The 24,995-nt window shown below is 50.7% G+C and carries 27 protein-coding genes and 1 tRNA gene; 4 read left to right on the top strand and 24 right to left on the bottom strand.

The features are described from left to right. Positions 1-3 precede the first annotated feature (3 nt). The 10 genes from atpD to KCG54_RS00815 form a co-directional block, all read right to left on the bottom strand. Positions 4-1,401, bottom strand: coding sequence for a F0F1 ATP synthase subunit beta (atpD, locus tag KCG54_RS00860; RefSeq protein WP_063076780.1), 1,398 nt, complete (start codon positions 1,399-1,401; stop codon positions 4-6). 38 nt (positions 1,402-1,439) lie between these two features. Then, positions 1,440-2,315 (bottom strand): F0F1 ATP synthase subunit gamma, encoded by an 876-nt coding sequence (gene atpG, locus KCG54_RS00855; RefSeq protein ID WP_254324363.1) that lies wholly within the window; start codon positions 2,313-2,315, stop codon positions 1,440-1,442. 24 nt (positions 2,316-2,339) lie between these two features. Next, positions 2,340-3,887, bottom strand: coding sequence for a F0F1 ATP synthase subunit alpha (gene atpA, locus KCG54_RS00850; protein ID WP_003676111.1), 1,548 nt, complete (start codon positions 3,885-3,887; stop codon positions 2,340-2,342). 10 nt (positions 3,888-3,897) lie between these two features. Continuing rightward, positions 3,898-4,431, bottom strand: a complete 534-nt coding sequence (locus KCG54_RS00845) for a F0F1 ATP synthase subunit delta (protein WP_003683778.1) — start codon at positions 4,429-4,431, stop codon at positions 3,898-3,900. A 4-nt stretch (positions 4,432-4,435) separates the two neighbouring features. After that, positions 4,436-4,906, bottom strand: coding sequence for a F0F1 ATP synthase subunit B (locus KCG54_RS00840; RefSeq protein ID WP_004464459.1), 471 nt, complete (start codon positions 4,904-4,906; stop codon positions 4,436-4,438). Positions 4,907-4,979: 73 nt separating this feature from the next. Then, on the bottom strand, positions 4,980-5,216 hold the full coding sequence (gene atpE, locus KCG54_RS00835) for a F0F1 ATP synthase subunit C (RefSeq protein WP_003676106.1): 237 nt from the start codon (positions 5,214-5,216) through the stop codon (positions 4,980-4,982). Positions 5,217-5,280: 64 nt separating this feature from the next. Beyond that, the gene (gene atpB / locus KCG54_RS00830; RefSeq protein ID WP_254324362.1) at positions 5,281-6,147 is read right to left on the bottom strand and encodes a F0F1 ATP synthase subunit A; all 867 of its coding nucleotides are present in this window, start codon (positions 6,145-6,147) and stop codon (positions 5,281-5,283) included. Then, positions 6,137-6,490, bottom strand: a complete 354-nt coding sequence (locus tag KCG54_RS00825; protein ID WP_254324361.1) for an ATP synthase subunit I — start codon at positions 6,488-6,490, stop codon at positions 6,137-6,139. Before KCG54_RS00825 ends, atpB begins: the two co-directional genes overlap by 11 nt. A gap of 275 nt (positions 6,491-6,765) precedes the next feature. Continuing rightward, positions 6,766-7,626: a ParB/RepB/Spo0J family partition protein gene (locus KCG54_RS00820; RefSeq protein WP_039863743.1), complete on the bottom strand. Its 861-nt coding sequence runs from the start codon at positions 7,624-7,626 to the stop codon at positions 6,766-6,768. 101 nt (positions 7,627-7,727) lie between these two features. Continuing rightward, complete coding sequence (locus KCG54_RS00815; protein ID WP_254324360.1) at positions 7,728-9,512, bottom strand: bifunctional chorismate-binding protein/class IV aminotransferase; 1,785 nt, start codon at positions 9,510-9,512, stop codon at positions 7,728-7,730. Positions 9,513-9,679: 167 nt separating this feature from the next. Between KCG54_RS00815 and ppk2 the strand changes: the two genes are divergently transcribed. Further along, complete coding sequence (gene ppk2, locus KCG54_RS00810; RefSeq protein WP_004519010.1) at positions 9,680-10,609, top strand: polyphosphate kinase 2; 930 nt, start codon at positions 9,680-9,682, stop codon at positions 10,607-10,609. Between the two features lie 53 nt (positions 10,610-10,662). Here ppk2 and KCG54_RS00805 read toward each other — a convergent pair whose 3' ends face one another. From KCG54_RS00805 to tpiA, 5 genes are all read right to left on the bottom strand, one after another. Continuing rightward, complete coding sequence (locus tag KCG54_RS00805) at positions 10,663-11,097, bottom strand: hypothetical protein (protein WP_254324359.1); 435 nt, start codon at positions 11,095-11,097, stop codon at positions 10,663-10,665. Positions 11,098-11,150: 53 nt separating this feature from the next. Then, positions 11,151-11,708 (bottom strand): UbiX family flavin prenyltransferase, encoded by a 558-nt coding sequence (locus KCG54_RS00800; protein ID WP_107848624.1) that lies wholly within the window; start codon positions 11,706-11,708, stop codon positions 11,151-11,153. Positions 11,709-11,798: 90 nt separating this feature from the next. After that, a tRNA-Leu gene (locus KCG54_RS00795) sits at positions 11,799-11,884 on the bottom strand. A 15-nt stretch (positions 11,885-11,899) separates the two neighbouring features. Then, positions 11,900-12,259, bottom strand: coding sequence for a preprotein translocase subunit SecG (gene secG / locus KCG54_RS00790; protein WP_036492092.1), 360 nt, complete (start codon positions 12,257-12,259; stop codon positions 11,900-11,902). Positions 12,260-12,266: 7 nt separating this feature from the next. Then, positions 12,267-13,040 carry a triose-phosphate isomerase gene (gene tpiA, locus KCG54_RS00785; RefSeq protein ID WP_254324358.1) on the bottom strand — a complete coding sequence of 258 codons (774 nt, stop codon included), beginning with the start codon at positions 13,038-13,040 and terminating at the stop codon, positions 12,267-12,269. A 183-nt stretch (positions 13,041-13,223) separates the two neighbouring features. On the opposite strand from tpiA, the gene KCG54_RS00780 reads away from it, so the two are divergent. Next, positions 13,224-13,880 carry a protein-L-isoaspartate O-methyltransferase family protein gene (locus tag KCG54_RS00780; protein ID WP_254324357.1) on the top strand — a complete coding sequence of 219 codons (657 nt, stop codon included), beginning with the start codon at positions 13,224-13,226 and terminating at the stop codon, positions 13,878-13,880. 52 nt (positions 13,881-13,932) lie between these two features. Further along, entirely contained in the window at positions 13,933-14,262 is a 330-nt protein-coding gene (locus KCG54_RS00775) for a rhodanese-like domain-containing protein (RefSeq protein WP_003679997.1), read from the top strand. A gap of 66 nt (positions 14,263-14,328) precedes the next feature. Here KCG54_RS00775 and KCG54_RS00770 read toward each other — a convergent pair whose 3' ends face one another. The 9 genes from KCG54_RS00770 to KCG54_RS00730 form a co-directional block, all read right to left on the bottom strand. Then, positions 14,329-15,759: a basic amino acid/polyamine antiporter gene (locus tag KCG54_RS00770; RefSeq protein WP_254324356.1), complete on the bottom strand. Its 1,431-nt coding sequence runs from the start codon at positions 15,757-15,759 to the stop codon at positions 14,329-14,331. 98 nt (positions 15,760-15,857) lie between these two features. Further along, positions 15,858-16,745 (bottom strand): homocysteine S-methyltransferase family protein, encoded by an 888-nt coding sequence (locus KCG54_RS00765; protein WP_254324355.1) that lies wholly within the window; start codon positions 16,743-16,745, stop codon positions 15,858-15,860. A gap of 141 nt (positions 16,746-16,886) precedes the next feature. Then, positions 16,887-17,579, bottom strand: a complete 693-nt coding sequence (locus tag KCG54_RS00760; protein WP_039861873.1) for a hypothetical protein — start codon at positions 17,577-17,579, stop codon at positions 16,887-16,889. 179 nt (positions 17,580-17,758) lie between these two features. Continuing rightward, positions 17,759-19,006, bottom strand: coding sequence for a beta-ketoacyl-ACP synthase II (gene fabF / locus KCG54_RS00755; RefSeq protein WP_039861923.1), 1,248 nt, complete (start codon positions 19,004-19,006; stop codon positions 17,759-17,761). 163 nt (positions 19,007-19,169) lie between these two features. Then, a complete protein-coding gene (acpP, locus tag KCG54_RS00750) occupies positions 19,170-19,406 on the bottom strand; it encodes an acyl carrier protein (RefSeq protein ID WP_003679644.1) in 237 nt (78 codons plus the stop codon). A 238-nt stretch (positions 19,407-19,644) separates the two neighbouring features. After that, positions 19,645-20,010: a cupin domain-containing protein gene (locus tag KCG54_RS00745; RefSeq protein ID WP_254324354.1), complete on the bottom strand. Its 366-nt coding sequence runs from the start codon at positions 20,008-20,010 to the stop codon at positions 19,645-19,647. Positions 20,011-20,187: 177 nt separating this feature from the next. After that, positions 20,188-22,368: a TonB-dependent iron piracy receptor TdfF gene (gene tdfF, locus KCG54_RS00740; protein ID WP_254324353.1), complete on the bottom strand. Its 2,181-nt coding sequence runs from the start codon at positions 22,366-22,368 to the stop codon at positions 20,188-20,190. Positions 22,369-22,475: 107 nt separating this feature from the next. Beyond that, positions 22,476-22,799, bottom strand: a complete 324-nt coding sequence (locus KCG54_RS00735; RefSeq protein WP_009425946.1) for a cupin domain-containing protein — start codon at positions 22,797-22,799, stop codon at positions 22,476-22,478. Positions 22,800-22,831: 32 nt separating this feature from the next. Continuing rightward, positions 22,832-23,797, bottom strand: coding sequence for a siderophore ABC transporter substrate-binding protein (locus KCG54_RS00730; RefSeq protein WP_254324352.1), 966 nt, complete (start codon positions 23,795-23,797; stop codon positions 22,832-22,834). A gap of 235 nt (positions 23,798-24,032) precedes the next feature. On the opposite strand from KCG54_RS00730, the gene KCG54_RS00725 reads away from it, so the two are divergent. Then, entirely contained in the window at positions 24,033-24,989 is a 957-nt protein-coding gene (locus KCG54_RS00725) for a helix-turn-helix transcriptional regulator (RefSeq protein WP_254324351.1), read from the top strand. Positions 24,990-24,995: the final 6 nt, after the last annotated feature.

Here is a 24,995-nt window from a genome sequence, read left to right as displayed (position 1 = left end):
TCCTTAGTTTAAGGTTTTCGCTTTCTCAGCCGCTTCTTCGATGCCGCCTACCATGTAGAACGCTTGTTCAGGCAGATGGTCGTACTCGCCGTTCAAGATGGCTTTAAAGCCGGCGATGGTGTCACGCAATGGAACGTATTTGCCTGGAGAACCGGTAAATACTTCGGCAACGTGGAACGGTTGAGACAGGAAGCGTTGGATTTTACGGGCACGCATCACAGTCAGTTTGTCTTCGTCAGACAATTCGTCCATACCCAGAATGGCGATAATGTCGCGCAATTCTTTGTATTTTTGCAGAGTAGACTGTACACCGCGCGCTACGTCGTAGTGCTCTTGACCCAATACCATCGGATCCAATTGGCGTGAAGTAGAGTCAAGCGGGTCAACTGCCGGGTAAATACCCAAAGATGCAATATCACGGCTCAATACGACGGTCGCGTCCAAGTGGGCGAAAGTTGTCGCTGGAGACGGGTCAGTCAAGTCATCCGCAGGTACATATACGGCTTGGATGGAAGTAATAGAACCGGTTTGGGTAGAGGTAATACGCTCTTGCAAACGACCCATTTCTTCAGCCAATGTCGGTTGGTAACCCACTGCAGAAGGCATACGGCCCAACAGTGCAGATACTTCGGTACCGGCCAGAGTGTAACGGTAGATGTTGTCAACGAAGAACAATACGTCGCGACCTTTACCGTTTTCGTCTTTTTCGTCACGGAAGTATTCGGCCATGGTCAAACCGGTCAAAGCAACGCGCAGACGGTTGCCTGGAGGTTCGTTCATTTGGCCATACACCATGGCTACTTTATCCAATACGTTGGAATCTTTCATCTCGTGGTAGAAGTCGTTACCTTCACGGGTACGTTCACCCACACCTGCGAACACGGACAGACCGCTGTGCGCTTTGGCGATGTTGTTGATCAATTCCATCATGTTCACGGTTTTACCTACACCGGCACCACCGAACAGACCTACTTTACCGCCCTTAGCAAACGGACACAGCAAGTCGATCACTTTAATACCGGTTTCCAACAATTCGGTAGTTGAAGACAACTCGTCGAATTTTGGAGCAGTTTGGTGAATGGCACGGCTCTTGTCGGTATCGATCGGACCTGCTTCATCAACAGGTGTACCCAATACGTCGACAATACGGCCCAATGTACCTTTACCTACCGGCACAGTGATTGGCGCACCAGTATTGCTCACAGACATGCCGCGTTTCAGGCCGTCTGAACTACCCATTGCAATAGTACGGACAACGCCGTCACCCAGAAGCTGTTGAACTTCCAGGGTCAGACCGTTCTCGTCCAATTTCAGGGCATCGTAAACATGCGGGATAGCGTCGCGTGGAAATTCCACGTCAACCACCGCACCAATAACTTGTACGATTTTGCCTTGGCTCATTATCGTATCCTAATTTCCTGTTCAGGCTTCAGACGGCATTAAACTGCCGCTGCACCTGCTACAATTTCTGACAATTCTGTAGTAATCGCGGCTTGACGCGATTTGTTGTACACCAAGCGCAATTCTTTGATGGCATTGCCTGCGTTGTCGGTTGCGGCTTTCATCGCTACCATACGCGCGGCTTGTTCAGATGCCATGTTGTCGCTCAATGCCTGATAAACCACAGACTCTAAATAGCGGCGAACCAAATATTTCAATACGGCGATAGGACTCGGCTCGTAGCGGTATTCCCAAGCAAATGAAGAATGACCCGCCTCGTCGTCAATAACGTTTTCACCGATAGGCAGCAAAACTTCCATACGCGGCTCTTGGCGCATTGTATTGACGAAACGTGAGTAAACCATATGGATACGGTCTAATTCATGCTTCTCATAACGTTGGAAGATTTCGGTCAGAGGACCAAGCAGCAATTCCATTCTTGGGGTATCGCCCAAATTGGTTGCACTGGCAATAACATTCAAACCGATACTTTGGCATGCAGCCAAACCTTTACTACCCAGGCACACGACTTCGACTTCGATGCCTTGTTCCTGATACTCTTGAACTTGCGCCAAAAACTTTTTCAGTACGTTTGCGTTCAAGCCACCGCACAAACCTTTATCCGAGGTAATCAAAATGAAACCGGCACGACGCACTTCGCGGTGCGGCTCCAACAATTTGATACCATGATCGGCATGGGTCTGTGCAAGATGGCTCATCACTGTACGCACTTTTTCGGCGTACGGACGCGCTAAGCGCATCCGGTCTTGAGTCTTCCGCATTTTAGAGGTCGACACCATTTGCATCGCTTTAGTGATCTTTTGGGTATTTTGAACACTACGGATTTTGGTGAGAATCTCTTTTCCGACTGCCATTTCAGACTCCTTTCATCTCAATACTTATGCTTGGTAAGCGTAAGAAGATTTGAAAGATTTCATGGCTTCGGTCAATGCTTTTTCGCTTTCGTCAGACATTGCGCCTGATGCATTAATCGCTTCCAGAACCTCAGGATGTTGCGTACGTACGAAACTCAAGAATTCTGCTTCGAAAGCCAAGGCTTTGGATACCGGAACATCTGCGTAAGAACCGTTGTTGATCGCCCACAAAGTCAATGCCATTTCGGCAGTGTTCAATGTGCTGAATTGTTTTTGTTTCATCAATTCAGTAACCACTTCACCGTGTTGCAGCTGTTTGCGTGTTGCTTCGTCCAAATCGGAAGCAAATTGCGAGAACGCCGCCAATTCACGGTACTGTGCCAACGCCAAACGGATACCGCCACCCAATTTTTTGATGACTTTGGTTTGTGCTGCACCACCTACGCGCGATACGGAAATACCAGCATTGATTGCAGGACGGATACCGGCATTGAACAAGTCGGTTTCCAAGAAGATTTGGCCGTCTGTAATCGAAATTACGTTGGTTGGTACGAATGCGGATACGTCACCGGCTTGGGTTTCAATAATTGGCAACGCAGTCAGAGAACCGGTTTTGCCTTTTACTTCGCCATTGGTCAGTTTTTCAACTTCGTTTTCGCTGACGCGGGCCGCACGTTCCAACAGACGGGAGTGCAGATAGAATACGTCGCCAGGATATGCTTCACGGCCAGGAGGACGGCGCAACAGCAGGGAAATTTGACGGTATGCAACGGCTTGTTTAGACAAGTCATCGTATACGATCAATGCATCTTCACCACGGTCACGGAAGAATTCACCCATGGTACAACCGGAGTAAGGAGCGATGTATTGCAGTGCAGCGGCTTCAGAAGCAGTTGCAGCAACTACGATAGTGTGTTCCATCGCGCCATGCTCTTCCAATTTGCGTACTACGTTGGCAATAGAAGATGCTTTTTGACCGATAGCCACATAAATACAGATAACGCCTGTACCTTTTTGGTTAACGATGGCATCCAGTGCTACGGCAGTTTTACCGGTTTGACGGTCACCAATGATCAACTCACGTTGGCCACGACCAACCGGAACCATAGAGTCAATGGCTTTCAGGCCGGTTTGCATTGGTTGGTCAACCGATTTACGCGCAATCACACCTGGTGCAATTTTTTCGATTGGAGCAGTCAATGTTGTGTTGATTGGACCTTTACCATCGATAGGACGACCCAATGCATCAACTACGCGGCCAACCAGTTCGCGACCGATCGGCACTTCCAAAATACGGCCGGTACAGGTAACTGTATCGCCTTCTTTAATGTGTTCGTACTCACCCAACACTACGGCACCGACGGAGTCACGCTCCAAGTTCATGGCCAGACCGAAAGTGTTACCGGGGAATTCGAGCATCTCACCTTGCATCGCGTCTGACAAGCCATGAATGCGCACAATGCCGTCTGTAACAGAAACAACGGTACCACGGGTACGCACTTCTGCATTGACGGACAGATTTTCGATTTTGGCTTTAATCAAATCGCTAATTTCAGCAGGATTAAGCTGCATGAAAACTCTCCTAATTTGTCATAGTCGCATACAAAGCATTCAGTTTGCCTTGTACGGACAAATCCAAGACCTGATCACCCACTTCTACTTTGATGCCGCCAATTAATTCAGGGGCAACTTTAGTTACCACATCCAATTTGCTGTTGAAGCGTTTTGTCAGGATATCGGTAACATCGGCCAGCTGCTGAGAACTGAGTTCATACGCGCTGTAAATTACTGCCGATTTCGTATTGTTGTGTATCAAGGTCAAATCTTGATATTGGGCATAAATTTCCGGCAATACCAGCAAACGCTTTTGCTCGGCCAAAACGGTAATGAAATTTGCCAATTCGACATTTTTGATACCGACAAGACCTTTGAGCGTTTCTGCTTTTTCGGAAGCTCCCGTTTCCGGTTGCTCGATGAAAGCAATGACTTTCTCATCTTGAACAACCGCTGCGAGTTCTTTCAGTTCGCCCAACCAAGACTCGATTTGGTTTTTTTCCTGAGCCAGACTAAACAATGCTTTCGCATAAGGTCTGGCAATCGTTGCGAACTCTGCCATAAGATTACAGCTCCTGTTTTAAGGTACTGAGCAAATCTGCATGTTTGGAAGCATCAACTTCTTTACGCAAGATAGATTCCGCACCTTTAACAGCCAGTGTAGCAACCTGTTCGCGCAATACTTCGCGCGCACGGTTAACTTCTTGCTCCACGTCAGCTTTTGCTTGAGCTGCAATGCGTGCTGCTTCATGAGAAGCTTGCTCTTTGGCTTCTTCTACAATTTTTGCAGCACGTTTTTCGGCGTTGGCAACCATTTCGGTTACCTGATTACGCCCTTCGGCCATAAGTTCTGCAACTTTTTTCTCTGCCTGCTCAAAATCGCTCTTACCGCGCTCGGCAGCAGCCAAACCCTCGGCGATTTTTGCGGCACGCTCATCCAACGCTTTGGCAATCGGAGGCCATACGAATTTCATCGTAAACCAAACCAAGCCAAAGAAAACCAGGATTTGCGCAAATAAGGTTGCATTAATATTCACGTTACTTAACCTTCGTATCTGGGTTAATCAAACAGACTATAAGCCTGTATCTGAACGGATCGCTCCGTCTTGATTACGCAGCACCAAACGGGTTAACGAAGGCGAACAACAGGGCAATAGCCACACCGATCAAGAAGGCTGCGTCGATCAGACCAGCGATCAAGAACAGTTTGGTTTGCAGAGGACCGATCAGCTCAGGTTGGCGAGCAGAAGATTCCAAGTATTTAGAACCAACCATTGCGATACCGATAGAGGCACCCAATGCGCCCAAGGCAACGATCAAACCACATGCGATAGCAATCAAACCCATTTTTAAACTCCTTAAAATAGTAAAGGTTAAACTACAAAAAACAAACTACGAAAAAACTACTTGATTAGTGTGCATCATGCGCTTGTCCGATATATACGAACGCCAACGCCATGAAAATAAATGCCTGCAAGGTGATAACCAAGATGTGGAAAATCGCCCAAGCCAAACCGGCAATCAGATGGAACACAAATAAAATCGGATCCAAAGTTTCGATGCTGCCGGTTGATGCCCATGCACCGCCCAACAGAGCGATCAACAGGAACACCAGCTCACCGGCATACATATTACCAAACAACCGCATACCGTGGGATACGGTTTTGGACAAGAACTCTACCAAGTTGAGCAGGAAGTTGGCCGGAGCAAGCATTGGACCAAAAGGCGCGCTGAACAATTCGTGAATCCAACCGCCAAAGCCTTTGATTTTGATATTGTAATAAATACATACCAACAATACGCCAATTGCCAAAGCCAAAGTCGTATTCAAGTCAGCAGTCGGTACGACACGCAACAGTGCATGATGATTACCGGTAATGCCTTGCCATACCATCGGCAGCAAATCAACCGGCAACATATCCATGGCGTTCATCAGGAAAATCCAGACAAACAAGGTCAAACCCAAAGGCGCAACAGCTTTACGCGATTGTTCGTTATGGATAATGCTCTTACACATGTTATCCACGAATTCGAACAGAATTTCAACAGCTGCTTGAAAACGGCCAGGCACGCCAGCAGTTGCTTTTTTGGCACCGCGCCACAAAAGGAAGCTGCCGATTACGCCTAACAGAACAGCAAAAAAGATTGCATCAAGGTTAATGAACGAAAAATCAGCGATGTTTTTCAGTCCTTGACCCTGAGTAACATCCGACATACTGGTCAAGCTTTGCAAGTGGTGCTTGATGTAGTCGGCAGCGGTCATAGTTTCACCTGCCATAGTGTTTCACTCTCAACAATACTAAAAAAACCAAATGACTGACACTGAGTAACCCCAATAAGAATGGGAAAAATACCAGCGATTGATGCCATATCGCAAAAACGACCGACATAGATACCAGCGACAGCACTACTTTTAAAACCTCTCCACCGACAAACATTGAACTTTGCAGATCGGGATTTCGTCGGGAAAACTTTAAAAGTAAAACTGCAACCAGGGTAGGCAAAATATACGAAAATCCTCCCGCCAAAGCAGAGAGGAAGCCGGACAATCCGGAAAATAATGCACAAACAACTGAAATTATTAACAATACAATCACTTGCAATGGGACTATCTGATTCATTGTACTTCACACCCCAAAACGCAAGGCAAATTAATATAATCAAGAAGTTTGTTAACGTCAAGCAATATGTTAATCTTTGTGAACCTTTCACAGATAAATGATTAACACATATAAAACAAATCTTTGCAGGAACGGAGTTTAACACAAATTACATGTTGCTACACAGATTTTACAGAAGATTTTGATTTGTATTGTAAACATCTGTACGACCAGTCCTTTTATCAAAAACTCAGGCCGTCTGAAAATTTTTTTCAGACGGCCTGTTTATAAAACCGTTAAAACTCTTGATTGATGCCTAACTGTTTCAGCAGATATTCAAATGTTTCCGGCGTATCAAAATGCAGTACGATTTTGCCTTTTTTCTGATTGCTGGTTTTGACTTCGGCATTGACGCCCAAACGCTCGGTCAAGGCATCATTGATACGGCGAATATCCGGGCTGATGGTTTTGGCTGCTTCCGGCTTGGCTTTTTGATGAGCCAACTGGCTGCGGCGTTCTACCTCGCGCACCGACCAACCGTTTTTGACGGCTTTTTGCGCCAACTCCAACTGGTCAACCACATGCAAGGTCAGCAACGCACGGGCATGACCCATTTCCAGACGGCGTTGATAAAGCATTTCCTGAACCGGCTCAGGCAAACTCAACAGACGCAGGCTGTTGGAGATGGCACTACGGCTTTTACCGACAGCTTTTGCGATGGTTTCATGAGTCAGGCCGAATTCGTCGGCAAGGCGTTTCAAACCTTGAGCTTCTTCAATCGGATTGAGGTTTTCACGTTGCAGGTTTTCAATCAAACCCATGGCCAACGCGGTTTCGTCGCTGATGGTTTTGATAACGACGGGAATTTCGGTCAAACCGGCCAACTGGGAAGCGCGCCAACGGCGTTCGCCGGCAATCAATTCATATTGAGACAGACCACGTTCGCGTACGATAACCGGCTGGATAATGCCTTGCGCTTTAATGGAATCGGCCAATTCCTGCAAAGCTTCGTCATCAATTTGCACACGCGCCTGATAACGGCCGGGCTGAATATCGGCGATGGCAACCGTTGTCAGGCGGTCGCTACTGCTGCTGTCCACTGCATTGGAAATCAGCGAATCCAAACCGCGCCCCAATCCACCTTTTGCTTTTGCCATATTGTTTTCCCTTTCAGACGGCCTCATTGTTGAAATGACGTATTCTATCGGATATTGCTGCTTTACGACAATTTGAATCACTATGATTTGACTATTGCCATTTATTTACGGAGCGAAACCGCAAACATGCCCCTTAAAGCGTTACTCAAACGGATTTCTTCCGCATTTTCCAACATCGCGCGCGTGATGTGGGTTTCCTTGATTGTATCCACACCTAAATATAGCTGCGGCTGCTTCAATACCGCTTGGCGCATTACCCCGTTCAAAATATCCAAATCCAAAGACGGCGTGAGCCATTGTCCTTGATATTTGACGAACACATTGCTTCTTCCACCCTCTAACAAAAGGCCGTCTGAATTAAAAAACAGGCTGTCAAATGCGCCCTGCCCTTCTGCCGTTTTCCATGCTTGGTCAAAAATTTCACGGCGCGTGGTTTTGAAGCGGCGCAGATAATCGCGTTGGCTTAATGTGTGCACACTCAGGATGACGTATTGTTGCCCATCCAATTCAGAAACAGCCGCATGGCTCAATGCAAGGCCGTCTGAAAACAAAGCGGCTTTGACTCTAAATAATCCACTTGGCAACGCATCTATATAGTATTGGATTTGCTCTGCCGCATTTTCAGGCCAAGGCAGGTTGAGCGCTTGTGCCGAAATTTTTAGACGGTCTAAATGCAAATCGAGCAAACGGCATTGTTTGTCTTGCACGCGCATGGTTTCAAAAATACCGAAATCAGGCCTCAAGTCATTGAGGAAACGCGCCTTCCAACCGCACTCGCGATATTCGGCTTCAGGATCGCTATCAATCACAATCCCCGAACCGACACCATAAACACCTTGATAAAGGCCGTCTGAAACGGGCTTCAGGGATAAAGTGCGAATCACAACATTAAATACGCCTTCAAATCCCAAACCCGTATCGCACGGATGCAAAAAGCCGATGCTGCCGGTGTACAAACCGCGCGGTTCGGATTCAAGAGACTCAATAATCTGCATACTCATGCGTTTGGGCGCGCCGGTAATACTGCCGCACGGAAAGGCTGCGCGGAGAATATCGGCAACCGAAACATCAGGCAGCGCCTGCGCCTCGATGGCACTGGTCATCTGCCAAACACTGCCGAAACGGGAAACTTTAAACGGTTCAGGCACGCGTACTTTGCCCGTTTGCGCGATTTTGCCGAGATCGTTGCGCAACAAATCGACAATCATCACATTTTCGGCGCGGTTTTTCGGATCGTTTTGCAATTCAACGGCGCGGCGTTCATCTTGTCCGTCATGAAGAATCGGCGCAGTGCCTTTCATCGGCTCGGTTGTGATCAGGCCGTCTGAATCGATTTTGAGGAAAAGTTCGGGAGAAAAACACAAAGTCCACGCTTCCTGCCCTGCCCCGTCGGGCAGACAAGACAAAACGGCATACGGCACAGGCTGGCGCAAGCGGCGGTAAAGCTGAATCGGATTGCCGTAAGCTTGCAGGTGTAGGCGCTCTGTGTAATTGATTTGATAGGTATCTCCACGGCGGATGGCCTCGTGGATTTGGTTGATATGCTCGAGATAATCGGCTTCGGATACGGAGAATCGGGGAGTGGAGATACCTGCCGCCAGGCCGTCTGAATGATTGGCCAACCAGCTTTCGGCATCGATTTCAGAACAATCGGCAAACCAGTGCAAACGTAGACTGCCACTGCGGCCAGATGGAATATCCATCAGCGGCAACCCAAATTCGTAGTCTACAAACAACACTGCATGCAAACCCTTTTTCCAGCCGGCTTGCAAAATACTTGTTAACGAATCCAGTTCGTTATGATAAAACCGATGGCTTTCTACATGATTTTGATAGAGTTTTGCTCGGCCGCTCACGGCATCGTCGAACAGGGCGAAATAAGGCATGATGTATGATACAAATAGGCTGATTATACGCTGGTTTTACAAAAATTATCAAACAAGTCGGAAAAAATCGCTTATGTGTAATTTTATGTAGGCTAACACAGCATAAAGAGGTAAAATCAAGTCATACCACACCATATCATTTAAAACTTAATCGATAAGGAGACTTTATGGCAGACCACCAATTAGAACCGTTCGAGAATGTTGAACTGGGCGAGAAACAAGACCAGCTGCAAGTATTCGAAAAGGCTGTTTTGGAACACGAAGGACGCGGCACTGACGAAGATTCCAGCAGCGCACCGCTTCCTGCCAACTACCCGTACAAACAACGTATGCGCCGCTCTGTTTACGAAAAAGAAAAACAGAAGCTGCAAATCGAATTGTTGAAAGTACAAAGCTGGGTTAAAGATTCCGGTCAGCGTATCGTCAGCCTGTTTGAAGGCCGCGACGCAGCCGGTAAAGGCGGTACCATCAAACGTTTCATGGAACACCTGAATCCGCGTGGCGCGCGCGTGGTTGCTTTGGAAAAACCAACCACTACCGAACGCGGCCAATGGTATTTCCAACGCTACATCCAAAACCTGCCGACCGCAGGCGAAATGGTATTCTTCGACCGCTCATGGTACAACCGTGCCGGCGTAGAACGCGTAATGGGCTTCTGCGAACCTAACGAATACCTGCTCTTCATGCGTCAAACCCCTGAGTTGGAACGTATGCTTGTTGCCAGCGGCATCCATCTGTTCAAATTCTGGTTCTCCGTATCCCGTGAAGAACAACTCCGTCGCTTCATCTCCCGTCGTGACGACCCACTGAAACACTGGAAACTGTCTCCTGTGGATATCCAGTCGCTCGACCGCTGGGACGACTACACCGAAGCCAAAAACGCCATGTTCTTCCACACCCACACCGGCGACGCGCCTTGGGTCATCATCCGTTCCGACGACAAAAAACGTGCACGTTTGAACTGTATCCGCTACTTCCTGCACCAGCTGGACTATCCGGGCAAAGACGTGAAAGCCATCGGCAAAGTGGACGAGAAAATCGTTTTGGTTCCTGATACACGTTACAAAGACAAAACTGTCGAGCTCGGACACGATTAATTTGTAACATTACCAAAGGCCGTCTGAAATTTCATCTTTCAGACGGCCTTTTCTTAATCCTCGCGATTCCAGTACGTTTTTTGTGCGAATACCAATTTATTGTCAGTAAATTTTGCACTGTCCAAATTCAATGCCCAAACATCGCTTTTCATCACTCGAGCAGCAGGATGCGCTTTGTAGTACAAAGACTGCGCCGCTTTCAAATCCGCTTCATCCTCAATCAAAGCAGCGGTTGCCGCAAACTGAATGCCGCTGATTTTTGCGATGCTGTCAGGCTGACCGGCAATGGTACCGGCTACTTTGGCAGAACAGCTCATCATTCCGCCATGCTTCGTTTTCAAAGAAGTCAGCACAATTAGGCGGGCATTGGCCTCATCAAACACATAAAAACAACAAGCCGCCCAAATTTCGCCGTCTGCCGCAGCAGCAATACTGACGACATGATGATTGCTCAAAAACTTCACTATATTGGCAGGAATCGTTTGCATGGTTTTTATCTTCCTTCGCAGTAGACGAAATTATGCTCAGGCCGTCTGAAATATCAGCCCTGCCAGCGCGGCACATCGTTTTGAATGATGCCGAACAAGTCCAAAGCATGAGAGACGCTGTGTGTAATCATATCTTCGATGGATTCAGGCTTCTGATATAAAGCCGGCACGGGAGGAAACACAATACCGCCCATCTCTGTCACGCGGCGCATATTTTCAATGTGCGCCAAGTTTAACGGTGCTTCACGCACCATCAATACCAACTTGCGCCGCTCTTTCAACGTTACATCCGCCGCACGGCTGAGCAAATTATCGGCAAATCCATGGGCAACCGAAGCCAAGGTTTTCATTGAACACGGCGCAATTAACATTCCATCCGTCAAAAACGATCCGCTGGCAATACTTGCCCCGACATTACGGACAGAATGTACGACATCCGCCAAAGCATAAACGTCTTCTTTGGTGTAATCCGTTTCCAAAGCGCGGGTCATCTCCGCCCCTTGCGAAACCACCAAATGTGTTTCTACCTGATGCGCACGCAAAAGCTGCAAAGCCTTCACGCCATACTGAAAACCGCTGGCACCGCTGATGCCGACAACCAAACGCTTCATTGTATTTCCCTGTCTCGGCCTAAAAATAAAGGAAAGGCAGATTCTCAAGACGAAAAAATAACCGCTAAAAAGCGGTTAGATTTTCTAATGTGGTGCCGACAGCGAGATTTGAACTCGCACAGCCTACGGCCACTACCCCCTCAAGATAGCGTGTCTACCAATTCCACCATGTCGGCATAAATCAAATTGTCTTACTGCTGCTGAGGATTCGGAGCAACAGGAGTTGTATTGTTTTGTGCAGGCGTTGCAGGCTTAGGAGCCTGTTGGGTCTGCTTCACATCGCTGAAGTCTAAACCGTGCTTATTGGAGTGGGTGTGAATATACACCATTGCCATGCAGGTCGCAAAGAAAAAAGTTGCGGCAACGGCAGTCGAACGGCTGAGGAAGTTGGCATTACCGGCAGAACCGAATACGCCTTGCGCGCTACCGCTGCCGGAACCGAATGTTGCGCCGGCATCCGCACCTTTACCGTGTTGCAGCAATACTAACACGATTACGAATAGAGCGGAAATAATATTAATAATCCAGATAAGGGTTTTAAAGGCTTCCATATGTTTTCTACGAGGCTTGTGCTGCGTTGATGATGGCGGTAAAGGAGTCATATGATAATGACGCGCCACCAACCAATGCGCCGTCTACATGAGGTACTGCGAAGATGTCGGCTGCGTTATCCGCTTTCACACTTCCGCCGTAAAGAACGCGGATTTTAACATCGCTTCCGCACAAAGACAAGATTTCTTTGTAGATAAATTCGTGCATATCGGCGATTTGTTCGACGGTGGCGACTTTGCCTGTGCCGATCGCCCAAACAGGCTCGTAGGCAACGGCGATGTTTTGGGTGTTCAGACCTTGCAGGATGGAAAGCTGGTGTGCAATGACTTCGTGTTCTTTACCGGCTTCGCGCTCTTCCAGGCTTTCGCCGACGCACAACAATGGAATCAGGCCGACGTTGAGGACGTTTTCCATTTTGCGGCGTTGAATTTCGTTTTTCTCGCCGAAATAAAGGCTGCGCTCGGAGTGGCCGATGAGGACGATGTCTGTACCGATGTCGGCAAGCATTTCGGCGGACACTTCACCGGTGTACGCGCCATTATTGGGGAAACGGCTCACGTCTTGCGCACAGGTCAAGATGCGGTTGTTCAAAACAATCTGCATGGCGTTGTGCAGTTGCAACAGATAAACGGTCGGAGCGGCCAGGCCGATTAACACACGTTCTGCGGTTGGCATGACACGGAAGCGGTGCATAAGCGCATTGTTGTTTTGGAGTCGGCCGTTCATTTTCCAGTTGCCGATAACCCATTTTTGGTCCCACATTCCGATTTGGTGATACATCTTTATTGCTCCGTGTGTTGGTTGTTGCTTGCTGTAGCGTCGTGTAATGTGAAAGTTTAGTGGATATATGTGCGCTTGGCAATTATTAACGAGCCTCCGGGGCCGTCTGAAAGATGGCACACTCTCCGACAAGGATTTATAATGTATGCTTCGATAAAATTAAGAATTGAACGGAGCACAAATATGGACTTTGAAAAAGCGCGTTTCAATATGGTTGAACAGCAGATTCGTCCGTGGGATGTCTTGGACTTCGACATTTTGGATGCTTTGGAGGAGATCGAGCGCGAACATTTTGTCGGCGAGGCTTTTCAAGGTTTGGCCTATGCGGATATGGAGCTGCCGCTGACCAACGGCCATAAGATGTTGGAACCCAAAGTCGTTGCCCGCCTGGCTCAAGGCTTGAAACTGAAAAAAGACGAAACCGTCTTAGAAATCGGTACAGGCTCAGGCTATGCAACCGCCCTGCTGTCCAAACTGGCCGGCAAAGTCGTAACCGACGACATCGACGCCGAGCAGCAGCAACGCGCCAAAAAAGTTTTGGACGAATTGGGCTTTGCCAACGTCGATTATGTGCAAAACAACGGCCTGACCGAAGCATCTCAAGGCGCTCCTTTTGATGCGATTTATGTGGGCGGTGCAGTAGACCGTGTGCCTGAAATCTTAAAAGAGCAATTGAAAGACGGTGGTCGCATGGTCATCATTGTCGGCCGCAAACCGGTACAACACGCGCTTTTGCTAACGCGTAACGGCAACGAGTTTTCCGAAAAGGTATTGTTCGACACTGTCGTAGCCCACTTAGAAGATAAATCGGCCAATCCGTTCGGCGATTTCGATTTTTAAACAACAGGCCGTCTGAAAGTTCAGACGGCCTCATACTTTCATACCCAACCCTATGACCGACATCATCCAACTCTCGCCCACCGAATTGAAACAATGGCAGGACGAAGGCCGCGCATTTCATCTGCTCGACGTCCGCACCGATGAAGAACGCGCCATCTGCACCCTACCTGCCGCCATTCATATCCCGATGAACCTCATCCCCCTGCGTCAAAACGAGCTGCCCGACGACGATTTGCCCATTGTCGTTTACTGCCACCACGGCATCCGCAGCCTGCACACGGCAATGTATTTAGAAGACGCCGGATTTGAAAACCTCTACAACCTGCAAGGCGGTATTGATGCTTGGGCAATGCAGGTGGACAGCAAAATGATGCGGTACTGAATCGGTTTTATCAATAAAAGGCCGTCTGAAAATGGATTTCAGACGGCCTTTTTCAAACCTTTCTGCTTACGCTTGTAAGCTAGCGACAAACTGCTGTACGGCCGGCACAGCTAAAATCAACAGCAATACCAATACGGCTTTTTCCATACGGTTGAACTGACAATTTCCGTAGTGTTTCTTTTGCGAATAGAGAAACAGCAATACGCCGGGCAAATAGAGCAAGACTGAAAGCAGCAAATATTCCGTGCCTGCCGCATAGACAATCCAAGCCGCATAAAGCGTTGCTGCCGCGCCGATAAGACGGTATTTTGCCGCAGCCTTTTGTGTCAGCGATAATTTGAGCAGATATGCACCAATTAACAAATATGGTATCAAAATCATGGAAGTCGATACCATCAGCAAGGCAGAATAATCCTCGCCTTTTAACCACACCAGCAATAGGCAAAACTGCACGGTCAAGGTGGTAAACATCAACGAACCCTGCGGCACTTCGTTTTTATTCAACGGGATAAACGATTTTGGAAATGCGCCGTTTCTCGCACCCATGTGCGGAATCTCGGTCGCATACAGCGTCCAGCTTAAATAAGACGACAGCACAGACACAATCAGGCAGGAAGAAATCAACACTTTACCCCAAGAGCCGACCATGTGCGCCAACACGCCCGCCATAGACGGATTAGCCATTGCTGCAATATCCGCACGAGGCAAAATGCCTTGAGCCAAGACGGTAATTGCCACGTACATTGCCAGCGTCAAGCTGACTCCGATAATGGTTGCTCGACCGACATCAGCACGACTTCGCGCATGCTTGGACAAAACCGCCGCACCCTCAATACCGGTAAACACCCACAGCGTAATCAGCATTGTGTTTTTCACCTGCGTCATCAGGCTGATATCAGGATTTTCAGGCGTAGCAAGGCTCGCCCCTGTCCAATCGGACATAAACACTTCGGTTTGAAAGAAATAGGCTGCCATACCAATAAATAAAATCAGCGGAAATACTTTGACTGCCGTCGCAATCAGGTTCACTCCTGCCGCTTCTTTAATACCGCGCACTACCAACCAGTAAATCAGCCACACAATTACTGATTCTCCAACAAAAGCAGCAAATGTGTTGCCTTTGCCGAAAATCACGTTGTCCGGCGTATCGACAAATCCGCCTACTGCTTCAAACGCAACCACCAAATAGCCGACAATACCGACCGTGGTGCAAAGCCAATAGCCCCACGCCGAGAAAAAACCCATCAAATCGCCGAAGCCGTCGCGGGCGTACGTATAAATACCACCGTCCAATTCGGGCTTAAGTTTGGATAAGGCCGAAAATGACAGGCCGAGAAAGATAATGCCCACACCGGTAATCAGCCAACCCAACAGCAAAGCCTGCGAACCTGCAACGGCAGCCATATTCTGCGGCAGGCTGAAAATACCCGAACCAATCATGGAACTGATAACTAAGGCCGTCAGTGCAACCAAGCCGATTTGAGATTTTTGCGACATGTTTATTCCTGATTTTTATCATTATGTGTTTGTGAAGCGACGGCATTACCGGCTTTTTTAGCCTGTTCTAACCGTATCAAAATATTATGCAGCCACTTTCAGACGGCCTTAAATCCTTGCGCCAACGCACGGATATGTTCAGGTGCGATACCGCAGCACCCACCGATGATTTCAGCACCCAAATCCGCCCATTGTCTCGCCCACGCCAAATAATTTTCCGGCGTGGCATCAGTGCGAATCGGATCCAAACCGTCGTTAGCCTCGTTCATCTGTCCTTGTACCGGTTCAAATGCATTGGCGTAAACACCCAGTTTCAGACGGCTTTGGGCTTCATGTGCCACTTTCAAAGCTTCCGCCATTACTTCAGGCTGACTGCAATTGAACAACATTGCCGCCGCACCTATTTCTACCGCGAAATCCGCTGCCTCGTGCACGTTTTCCCCCGAACGCAACACCGGTACATCATGCGGCATCGTATCTTCCAAAGTAAACGACACCCAAAACGGCTTACCGTCATCAGGCAGACTGCTGCGCCAGAAACGCGCTTCTTCCAAGCTGGATACGGTTTCTACCAACCAAATATCAGCAAACGGCATCAAACCCGATATTAAAGGGCGAGCCAAAGCAGGTGCGACTTGTTTGTCAAACAAGTCAGGGCGGTAAGAACCGAATAACGGCGGCAGGCTTGCGGCCACTTTTGCAGAAGTCCCGCTTTGTTCCACTGCTTCACGCGCCAAACGGCCGGCCTGCCTTGCCCATTCGGCAGCTTGAGCATCAAAGCGCTCCTGCCCGATATGAAACGGTACAAGCGCATAGCTGTTGGTCGTAATCACCTGTGCGCCTGCGCGAAGAAAGTCCAAATGCGTTTCGCGTACAATCTCCGGCGCTTCCATCAAAGCCAAAGCAGACCATTCCGGCTGACGAAACGGTGCGCCGCGCCGATGCAGTTCACGCCCCATTCCGCCGTCTAAAATCGTTACCGTCATGATCGACCTCCAATGATGAATTTTTAAAATCGCCATTCTACGCTTTTTTAACTCCTTACCTTTAATCTATGAAAAACTAAACTTATGCAGTTTCGTTATATAAAAGGCCGTCTGAAGCAGGATTTCAGACGGCCTTTACAATTATTTCACAAACCGTGCATCTGCCATAAACGGCCGTGTAGCTGCCGGTTTGGCGGAATAGAAGCGGGAGAACGTGCTGTCGATTTTAGTCTGTATCGGCTTACCGTCCAATGTTGCCGATGCTTCCAATTTCACACCACCGCCACTGGTTTCGCCTAATTTCATATTTGGCAACGTCAGTTTGGCAATATTGAGTTTCACATTTCCCACTTTGGTATCGGGGGACATCAGCTGCTTACCGACCGGACGGATTTTTTCACCCTCATCATGAGGCGCAGCACCACCGTTATCGTCAACCACACCGATATTAATCAATCGGGCAGATGCCAAATCCATCTTGCCGTTTTTGACCGGAATACCGACAAACAGTTTTACGCCGCGATGAATGAACGTATTGTCCCGCCACTGAGTTTGGCCCTCTTTCGGCGGTTTGGTTTCTGCCGCCACCGAATAAGTGCGGCCCATAATCATCAATTTATAACCTGGAATTTTTTTCGAACCGAATCCATCAGTGATATCTTCGACCAGTTGCGGCGCAGTCAGGGTTTCGTTTGCCAAAATACGGGCTGAAGTTTCTGCCAGATGGGCAGGCTTGCCGTCTATGGTCAATGCCTGTTCATGGCCGAAATCAGACGCAAATGCGGGCACGGCGGCCAGTGCAGCGGCCAATGCTAGAATACGAATAGTTTTCATTGCAGACTCCTTAAAAATGTAATTGGGTTGATTACCCGATAAAATTCGGGCGATATTGATAGGAGTCGATATTTTTATATAAATGATACAGATTATCAAGAATATTTGTATTTTAAAATAAAAAAGGCCGTCTGAAACTTAGTTTCAGACGGCCTTTTCAATCTACTTAAAACCTTCTATCAGTCTTTGAAGCGTTTGAATACCAATGTGCCGTTGGTACCGCCAAAGCCGAAGGAATTGGAGATGGCAACGTCGATTTTCGCATCGCGTGCTTCGTTGGCGCAGTAGTCCAAATCGCAACCGGCTTCAACGTCTTGTTCAAAGATGTTGATGGTCGGTGGAGATTTTTGCTCGTGTACCGCCAACACGCTGTACAACGCTTCCACACCGCCGGCCGCGCCAAGCAAGTGGCCGGTCATGGATTTGGTGGAGTTAACAATGACTTTGCGCGCATGATCGCCTAAAGCGCGTTTGATGGCTTTAGTTTCGTTGGCATCGCCCAAAGGAGTCGAGGTACCGTGTGCGTTGACGTAATCTACGTCTTCAGGGTTCAGGCCAGCATCTTTCAGGGCGCGGGTAACGGCCAATGCAGGGCCTTCTTCGTTAGGCGCCGTAATGTGGTAAGCATCGGAGCTCATACCGAAACCGACGATTTCGGCGTAAATTTTCGCACCGCGTTTTTTCGCGTGTTCCAATTCTTCCAACACCAGCACGCCAGCGCCTTCGCCGATAACGAAACCGTCACGGCCTTTGTCCCACGGACGGGAAGCGGTAGCAGGGTCATCGTTTCGGGTGGAAAGTGCCTTCATGGCAGCAAAACCGCCAACACCCAAAGTGCTGATCGCGCCTTCCGCTCCGCCTGCAATCATCACATCTGCGTCGCCGTATTTAATCAATCGTGCAGAGTCACCGATAGAGTGTGCGCCGGTTGTACAAGCAGAAACCATGCCGTAGCTCGGGCCGCGGTAGCCTTTGAGGATGGTCACATGGCCGGAAATCAGGTTAATCAGCGAGCCTGGGATAAAGAAAGGATTGATTTTGCGCGCGCCGCCTTCGATGACGGCTTTACCGGTCGCTTCAATGCTCGGCAGGCCGCCGATACCGGAGCCGATATTGACACCGACGCGGTCTTTGTCGAGGGTTTCCAAATCATCCAAGCCTGAATCATTAATGGCCTGCAGGGCGGCGGCAATACCGTAGTGGATGAACACGTCCATACGGCGCGCTTCTTTCGCGCTGATGTATTGGCCGATGTCGAAATCGCGAACTTCGCCGGCGATTTGGCTGTTGATGTCGGATGCGTCAAAGCGGGTAATCCGTCCGATGCCGCTTTTGCCTGCGAGCAGATTGCTCCATGCGGTGGCGACGTCGTTGCCGACCGGTGATACTTGGCCAAGACCTGTGATGACTACTCTTCTCTGACTCATGATAATCTCGCTGTTGGTTGTCGGGATTTTCGCGGCAGCCTTGCTCTTTTTTCTTCGTGAAAACGGGCAAAACTCATGCCGTCTGAAATTTCAGGGGTTTAATAATAAGGTAAAAGCCTCTATTGCGATGGCGCAGCAGAGGCTGGATGTTTGGTGCGACCGATTAGCCTTGGTGGGCGTTGATGTAGTCGATAGCCAATTGTACGGTAGTGATTTTTTCAGCGTCTTCATCAGGGATTTCGCAGCCGAAAGCTTCTTCCAAAGCCATCACCAGTTCTACGGTGTCCAGAGAGTCAGCACCCAAATCGTCTTGGAAAGAAGATTCGTTTTTCACTTCGGCTTCGTTTACGCCCAGTTGTTCAGCAACAATTTTTTTAACTTGTTGTTCGATGTTTGACATGTCAGTCGTTCCTTTTCGCCTTGCGGCAGGTTGTTTAAGGGAAATAATTCGTCGGTATTGTACCGAATTCGGATAGAGTTTTCCATCTAATCCTGCATTTTAGCACAGATTATTCTGGAAAAACCTGTTGTTGCGCATATTAGCATAGGCTGATTTTAACCTACAAGCAGGAATTTGTTTTTGTTTGTTGTCAGACGGTTAGTATTTTTTTTGCAACCCACCCCGGCTTTTACGGATGTCATTTTCCGTTCCGACCGTTCTCTGCGTCCTTCACCAGCACAATCACCAATTCGCTGTCGTCAGTTATTTTGATGGCGACGTATTCTCTGCCGTCCGCCTTCAGAACGTTGCCCAGCCTCAATTCCTGCCTTTTTCCGCCATCAAACAAAAATACCGAGCTGCCTTTGGTTTGGGTAACCAGCAGGGTGTGGCCGGGGTGGTTGTGGCGGGGGATTTCCTTGCCTTTGGGCAGGGTTTCGCGGATGACAGTGTAGTTTTCATCTTCAAAGACTTTGCCCGTGCCTTGGGCGGTTTCGGCAGCGGGCGCGGCTGCGGCGGAGAGGCCGATGAGGACGGTGAAAAGTTGGGTTTTGATGTTTTTCATGATGGTTTTCCTTTGATTATGGACAAAATGGAGTTTCAGACGGCTTCGGGCTACCTGAAACGGCAATCGGGCAGTGTTGCTCGGCTTGCTGCCCCCACGGGGGCATTCCCAATGTGCAGGCTGCTTTTAGCTTCGCAAAAACTCCGCTTCCTTCGGAAACTCCGTTTTCAGACGACCTTATTTAAACCGATAGGTAAACGCCGCGTTCACTGTCCGCAGTGCGCCGTAACTGTGGCGGTCGGGCTGGGTGCGGTAGTGTTTTTTGAACAGGTTGTCCATGTTCAGCGACAGTTCGGCGCGCGGATTGAAGCGGTAACGCGCCATGATGTCGGCGACGGCGTAGGCTTTTTGGCGGCTGTTGTCGGCGGCGCGGGCTTTGGCGGCGGGATTTGGGATGCGGAGCGTGGCAGGGTTGGTGTGGGTTTCGCTCTGCCAGCGCACACCCGCACCGATGGTCCAGCCGCTAGGGGCTTCGGGGGCGAAGTGGTAGGCGGTGAAGAGTTTGAAGCTGCGTTCGGGCACGCTGTCGGGGTTCAGGCGGCTGCCGTCTTGGTCGCGGGTTTTGCTTTTGCTGTATCCTGCCTGTATCTGCCATTCAGGCGTGATGCGGCCGCCGACTTCGATTTCCCAGCCGTGGGTTTTGGCTTGGTTGGCGGCGCGGTAGTAGGTGTTGCCGCTCGGGTCGCGTCCTGCTGCGGTGGCGAGGTTGTTTTTACGGGAGCGGTACACGGCGGCGGATGCGTTCAGACGACCTTCAAACCATTCGCCTTTGATGCCGGCTTCTAGATTGTTGCCGATTACGGGTTTCAGGTAGCTGCCGTGTTCGTCTTTTTGCGATTGTGGGACGAACAGGCTGCTGTACGAGCCATAAAGCGACAGGTTGTCAGTCAGGTCGAACACGATGCCTGTGTAGAGGGTGAAACGGTTGGCGCGGATGGTGGGCGTACCGCCGGTGTGGCTGTCGTAGCTGCCGCCCGTGCGGTAACGGGTGTATCGTCCGCCCAAAATCAGCGAAAGGTTGTCGGCGGCGCGGAAGCGGGTGGCGAGATAGCCGCCGATTTGCCGCCTGGTGCCGTATTGCGGGATGGTTTGGGCAAACGATGCAGGCTGCGGGTAGGCACCCGTGCGGGAAAATTCGTAGGCGTTGGGGATGGCGTTGGGGATGATGCTGCGTTCGCCGTATTTGTTGCTGGCGTATTTGTAGCCGTTGATACCCGCGATTAAATCGTGTTCGCGGCCGAACAGGCGGTATTTGCCGGTCAATGACACGCTGGCGCTGTGGGTGCGCGGGTCGGCGTGCCAATAGCCGGGAATCAGGTCGGTGGCGGCAGTACTATGATCGATGGAAAGCACGCCTGCCACGCCGTAGGGCTGGCGGAAGCGGCTGCGGGTGTAGTCGTATTCGGCTTTGAGTTTCCAGTCTTGGTTGAAGCGGTGTTCAATGCCGGCGAACAGGTTGAGCGTACGGTGGCGGCTGTTCGACCAATTTGTGGCGGGGTTGTCTTTCGGGCCGAAGGCGGTGGCATAACCTTGGCTGTCGTACACGGCGTAGCTGAGCGGCGCGTCGGCGGTTTCTTTCGCCTGCTGGTAGTCCATGCCTGCGTGGACGCGGGTTGGCGGTGCGATGTCGTATTCCAAAATGCCGTAGAGTTCGGCATCGCGGCTGCGCTCGCGCTGCCGCCACAAGTCGCCGCGTTCGAAGGTGGAAACCAGGCGGCCACGCAGCGTGCCTTCGGCGTTCAGACTGCCCGATACGTCCGTGCCCAGCCCGAAATGTTTGCGGTTGCCCGCTTCGGCGCGGACTTCAAACAATGGATTGCGGGTCGGGCGTTTGCGTACCAAATTGACGGTGGCGGAAGGCTCGCCCGTGCCGTCCAGCATCCCTGCCACGCCGCGCACGACTTCCACGCGCTCATAGGCGGCGGTGTTGGCATTGCCCGTATCGGCCAGCGCGTCGGCAACGGGGATGCCGTTGATTTGGTAGTTGGCGATGCGGCTGCCGCGTGCGAACAGGTAGTTGTAGCCCGCGCGGTCGGAGCCGTAAATCTGTCGGCTGGTACCGGTCGCCTGCAACAGGGCGCGGTCGAGCGTTTTGATGTTTTGGTCGCGCATTTGTTGCGATGTGATGACGCTGACGCTCTGCGGGATTTCGCGCAGGGTCATGGGCAGCCCGAGCGGGGTGTGCGTGCCGGAAACGGTGTAGCCGTCGTTGGAACTCGCGGTGCGGTCGGCGGTAACGGTGATGGCCGGCAATTCGGTACTTTCCTGCGGTTTGGGATCGTCTGAAACAGAAACATCGGCCTGCGCGTACACGGGCAGCAGGGCGGCAAACAGCAGGGAATATTTGAAGCGTGTCATGGGATTTCCTTTGTGTTGATGTGCAGTGGAGTTGCGTTTTCGGCATATTGAAGGTGCAGGCTGCTTTTAGCTTCGCAGAAACTCAGCTTCCTTCGGAAACTTCGTTTTCAGACGGCCTCGGACGGGTCGGGCAGCTCAATCAGCACCACCGAGCAGCCGTTTTCTGAACGCGGGCGGTGCGACACCGACTTCGGCACGACCGCCATCTCGCCTTCGCGTATCGTCATGCTGCCGCCGTCGGCGAAGTCCACCGCCATGTCGCCCTCCACGGCAAACAGCACTTTGTCGCTGTATCCGTGCGTGTGCCAGCCGTAATCGCCCAAAAGTTTGACCAGGCGGAATTGGAACCCGTGGCGGTTGATGATTTCGGGCTGCCAGTATTCTTTGATGGCGGCAAGGTGCTGCTTCAGGTTGATGGTTTCGTTTTGCATGGGGTTCTCCTTGTGGTTTGTTTTGAATAAAACTACTGCACCGAAACGGGTTCTGCCTTTTCAAACGCCGCCTTCAACTGTTCTGCCGCCTGTATCAACTGCCGCACGCCGCCCGCAACGATATAATTCGCGGCAGGCATGACGATGATTTGCTTGCGTTTCCAAGCGTTCGTGCCGTGTACCAGCGCGTTATCCAATACTTCGACAGCCGCCGGCCCTTCCTGCCCAATGGCGGCGGTACGGTCGATGATGAAAATCCAGTCGGGGTTTTTCTCTTTGATATATTCGAAGGAGACGGGCTGTCCGTGCCCTTCACTGCGTAAAGATTCATCCACGGGCGGCAGGCCGATGTCGCCGTGTATCCAGCTGGCCAACCGCGACTGCGTGCCGAAGGCGTACACCTTGTTGCCCGTAACCGACAGCACCAGCCCGCGTCCTTTGCCTTTGGCGGCTTCGCGCGTTTGGGCGAACAGCGCGTCAATCTGCGCCTTCAATTCCGCCGCGCGCGCTTCCTTGCCGAAAATCCGCGCCAGGGTTTCCATCTGCTTTTCGCCGCTGATACGGATATTGCCGTTGTCCACCGTCAGATCTATGGTGGTCGCGTTTTTCGCCAACTGTTCATACGCTTCCGCGCCCGGCCCGCCGGTAATGACAAGCTGCGGATTGTAGCGGTGCAGGGCTTCGTAATCGGGCTCGAACAGCGTCCCCACCGTTACCGCCTTGTCAAATGCAGGCTGCAAATAATCCACACGCACCGGCGCGGTGGTTGCGCCCACGTTCACGCCCAATTCAGTCAGCGTATCCAATGCCGCCCAGTCGTACACGGCGACGCGTTCGGGATTCTTCGGTACAACGGCATCGCCCCGCGCGGTTGGTACGGTCAGCGTAGCGGCAGATGTGGCTTGGGATGCGGCGGATACAGTTTTTTCGGCGGCAGGTTCGGGCGAACAGGCGGCCAGCAGGATGGCGCAGGCTGCCCAATAAAAACGTGGCTTCACGGTGTGCGGTTCCTTTGTATACGAATAAGAATATTTATTATTAAACAAATAATCTGCAAAAACCATGCTGCAAAACGCAAAATTCCCGAAACGGCAAAACAAATTCCCGAAACGGCAAAGGCCGTCTGAAACACCCTTTCAGACGGCCTTTCCCGTTTCAACCAATCCTTACGCTTGATTATTGGCAATAATTCCTATTTAATCCACTTATCAGACAACCCGTTCCTATCCAAGCATGAACACCGCCGCCATCTACCGCCAATACCAAACCTATGTCCGCTCCGATAAATCCGGCTGGGCATTGGATGGCTGTTCCGACAGCGCGCTCATGGCGCAGGCAAAACAGCCCGGTTTGCATCTGGAAATGTGCATCAACCGCTTCGACTCGGGCATCACCCTGTCGCGGATGCGCGGCGGCGGAACGGGCGCGTTTCCCACCGAAATCCACAATTTCAGCCACAACTGTGCCCTGTTCGTCATGGTATCGGGGCAGAACCGGTTACAAATGGGCGGCAGGGAATACCGCCCGTCTGCCGGCGAAATCTGGTTGGTACGCGGCGAACTGGCGGACGTATCCGAAACCCTGCTGCCCGACAACGGAGGTATGTGCGCGCTGCATTTGGATTTTTCGCTGGAAAAACTGCGCCGCTGGCACGACGAAGGCTTGCTGGACGAACGCCTGTTTTCGCCACAAACGATAGGCCGATTCGCCCTGCAACGGCTGGCGCAAAACGCGGCGGCACTGACGGCGGCGGCCTGCCCCCTGCTGCAACGCCCGTTCGAATCAGACGGCTTTGGCCTGCTCGCTGACGAAGCCGCCGCACTGGAACTCTCCGCCCGATTATTGCGCTTCACCTTCCGCCGCCACGACAACGGCTACCGCCGCCGGCGCATAGACGAAGCCGCCGATATTTTGAACAGCGAATTCGCCCGCCCGCTGACCATCGCCGAAATCGCCCGCCGCGTCGGATTGAACGAATGCTACCTCAAACGCTATTTCAAAGCGCAAACCGGCGAAACCGTCGCCGGACGCCTGCGCCGTCTACGGCTGGAACACGCGCTCACCCTCATCGAATCCGGCAGCACTGTCCAATCCGCCATGCACTTTTGCGGCTACCGCCACGCGGGACGGTTTAACGAAGCGTTCAAGCGGCATTACGGATTTTTGCCTTCGGATGTGAAGAAGTGCTGATGGGGC

The organism is Neisseria subflava (genome assembly GCF_024205705.1).
GTDB lineage: Bacteria > Pseudomonadota > Gammaproteobacteria > Burkholderiales > Neisseriaceae > Neisseria > Neisseria subflava_D.
The sequence above is the reverse complement of the archived record's forward strand: the minus strand, read 5'-3'. Positions and strand labels throughout refer to the sequence as shown.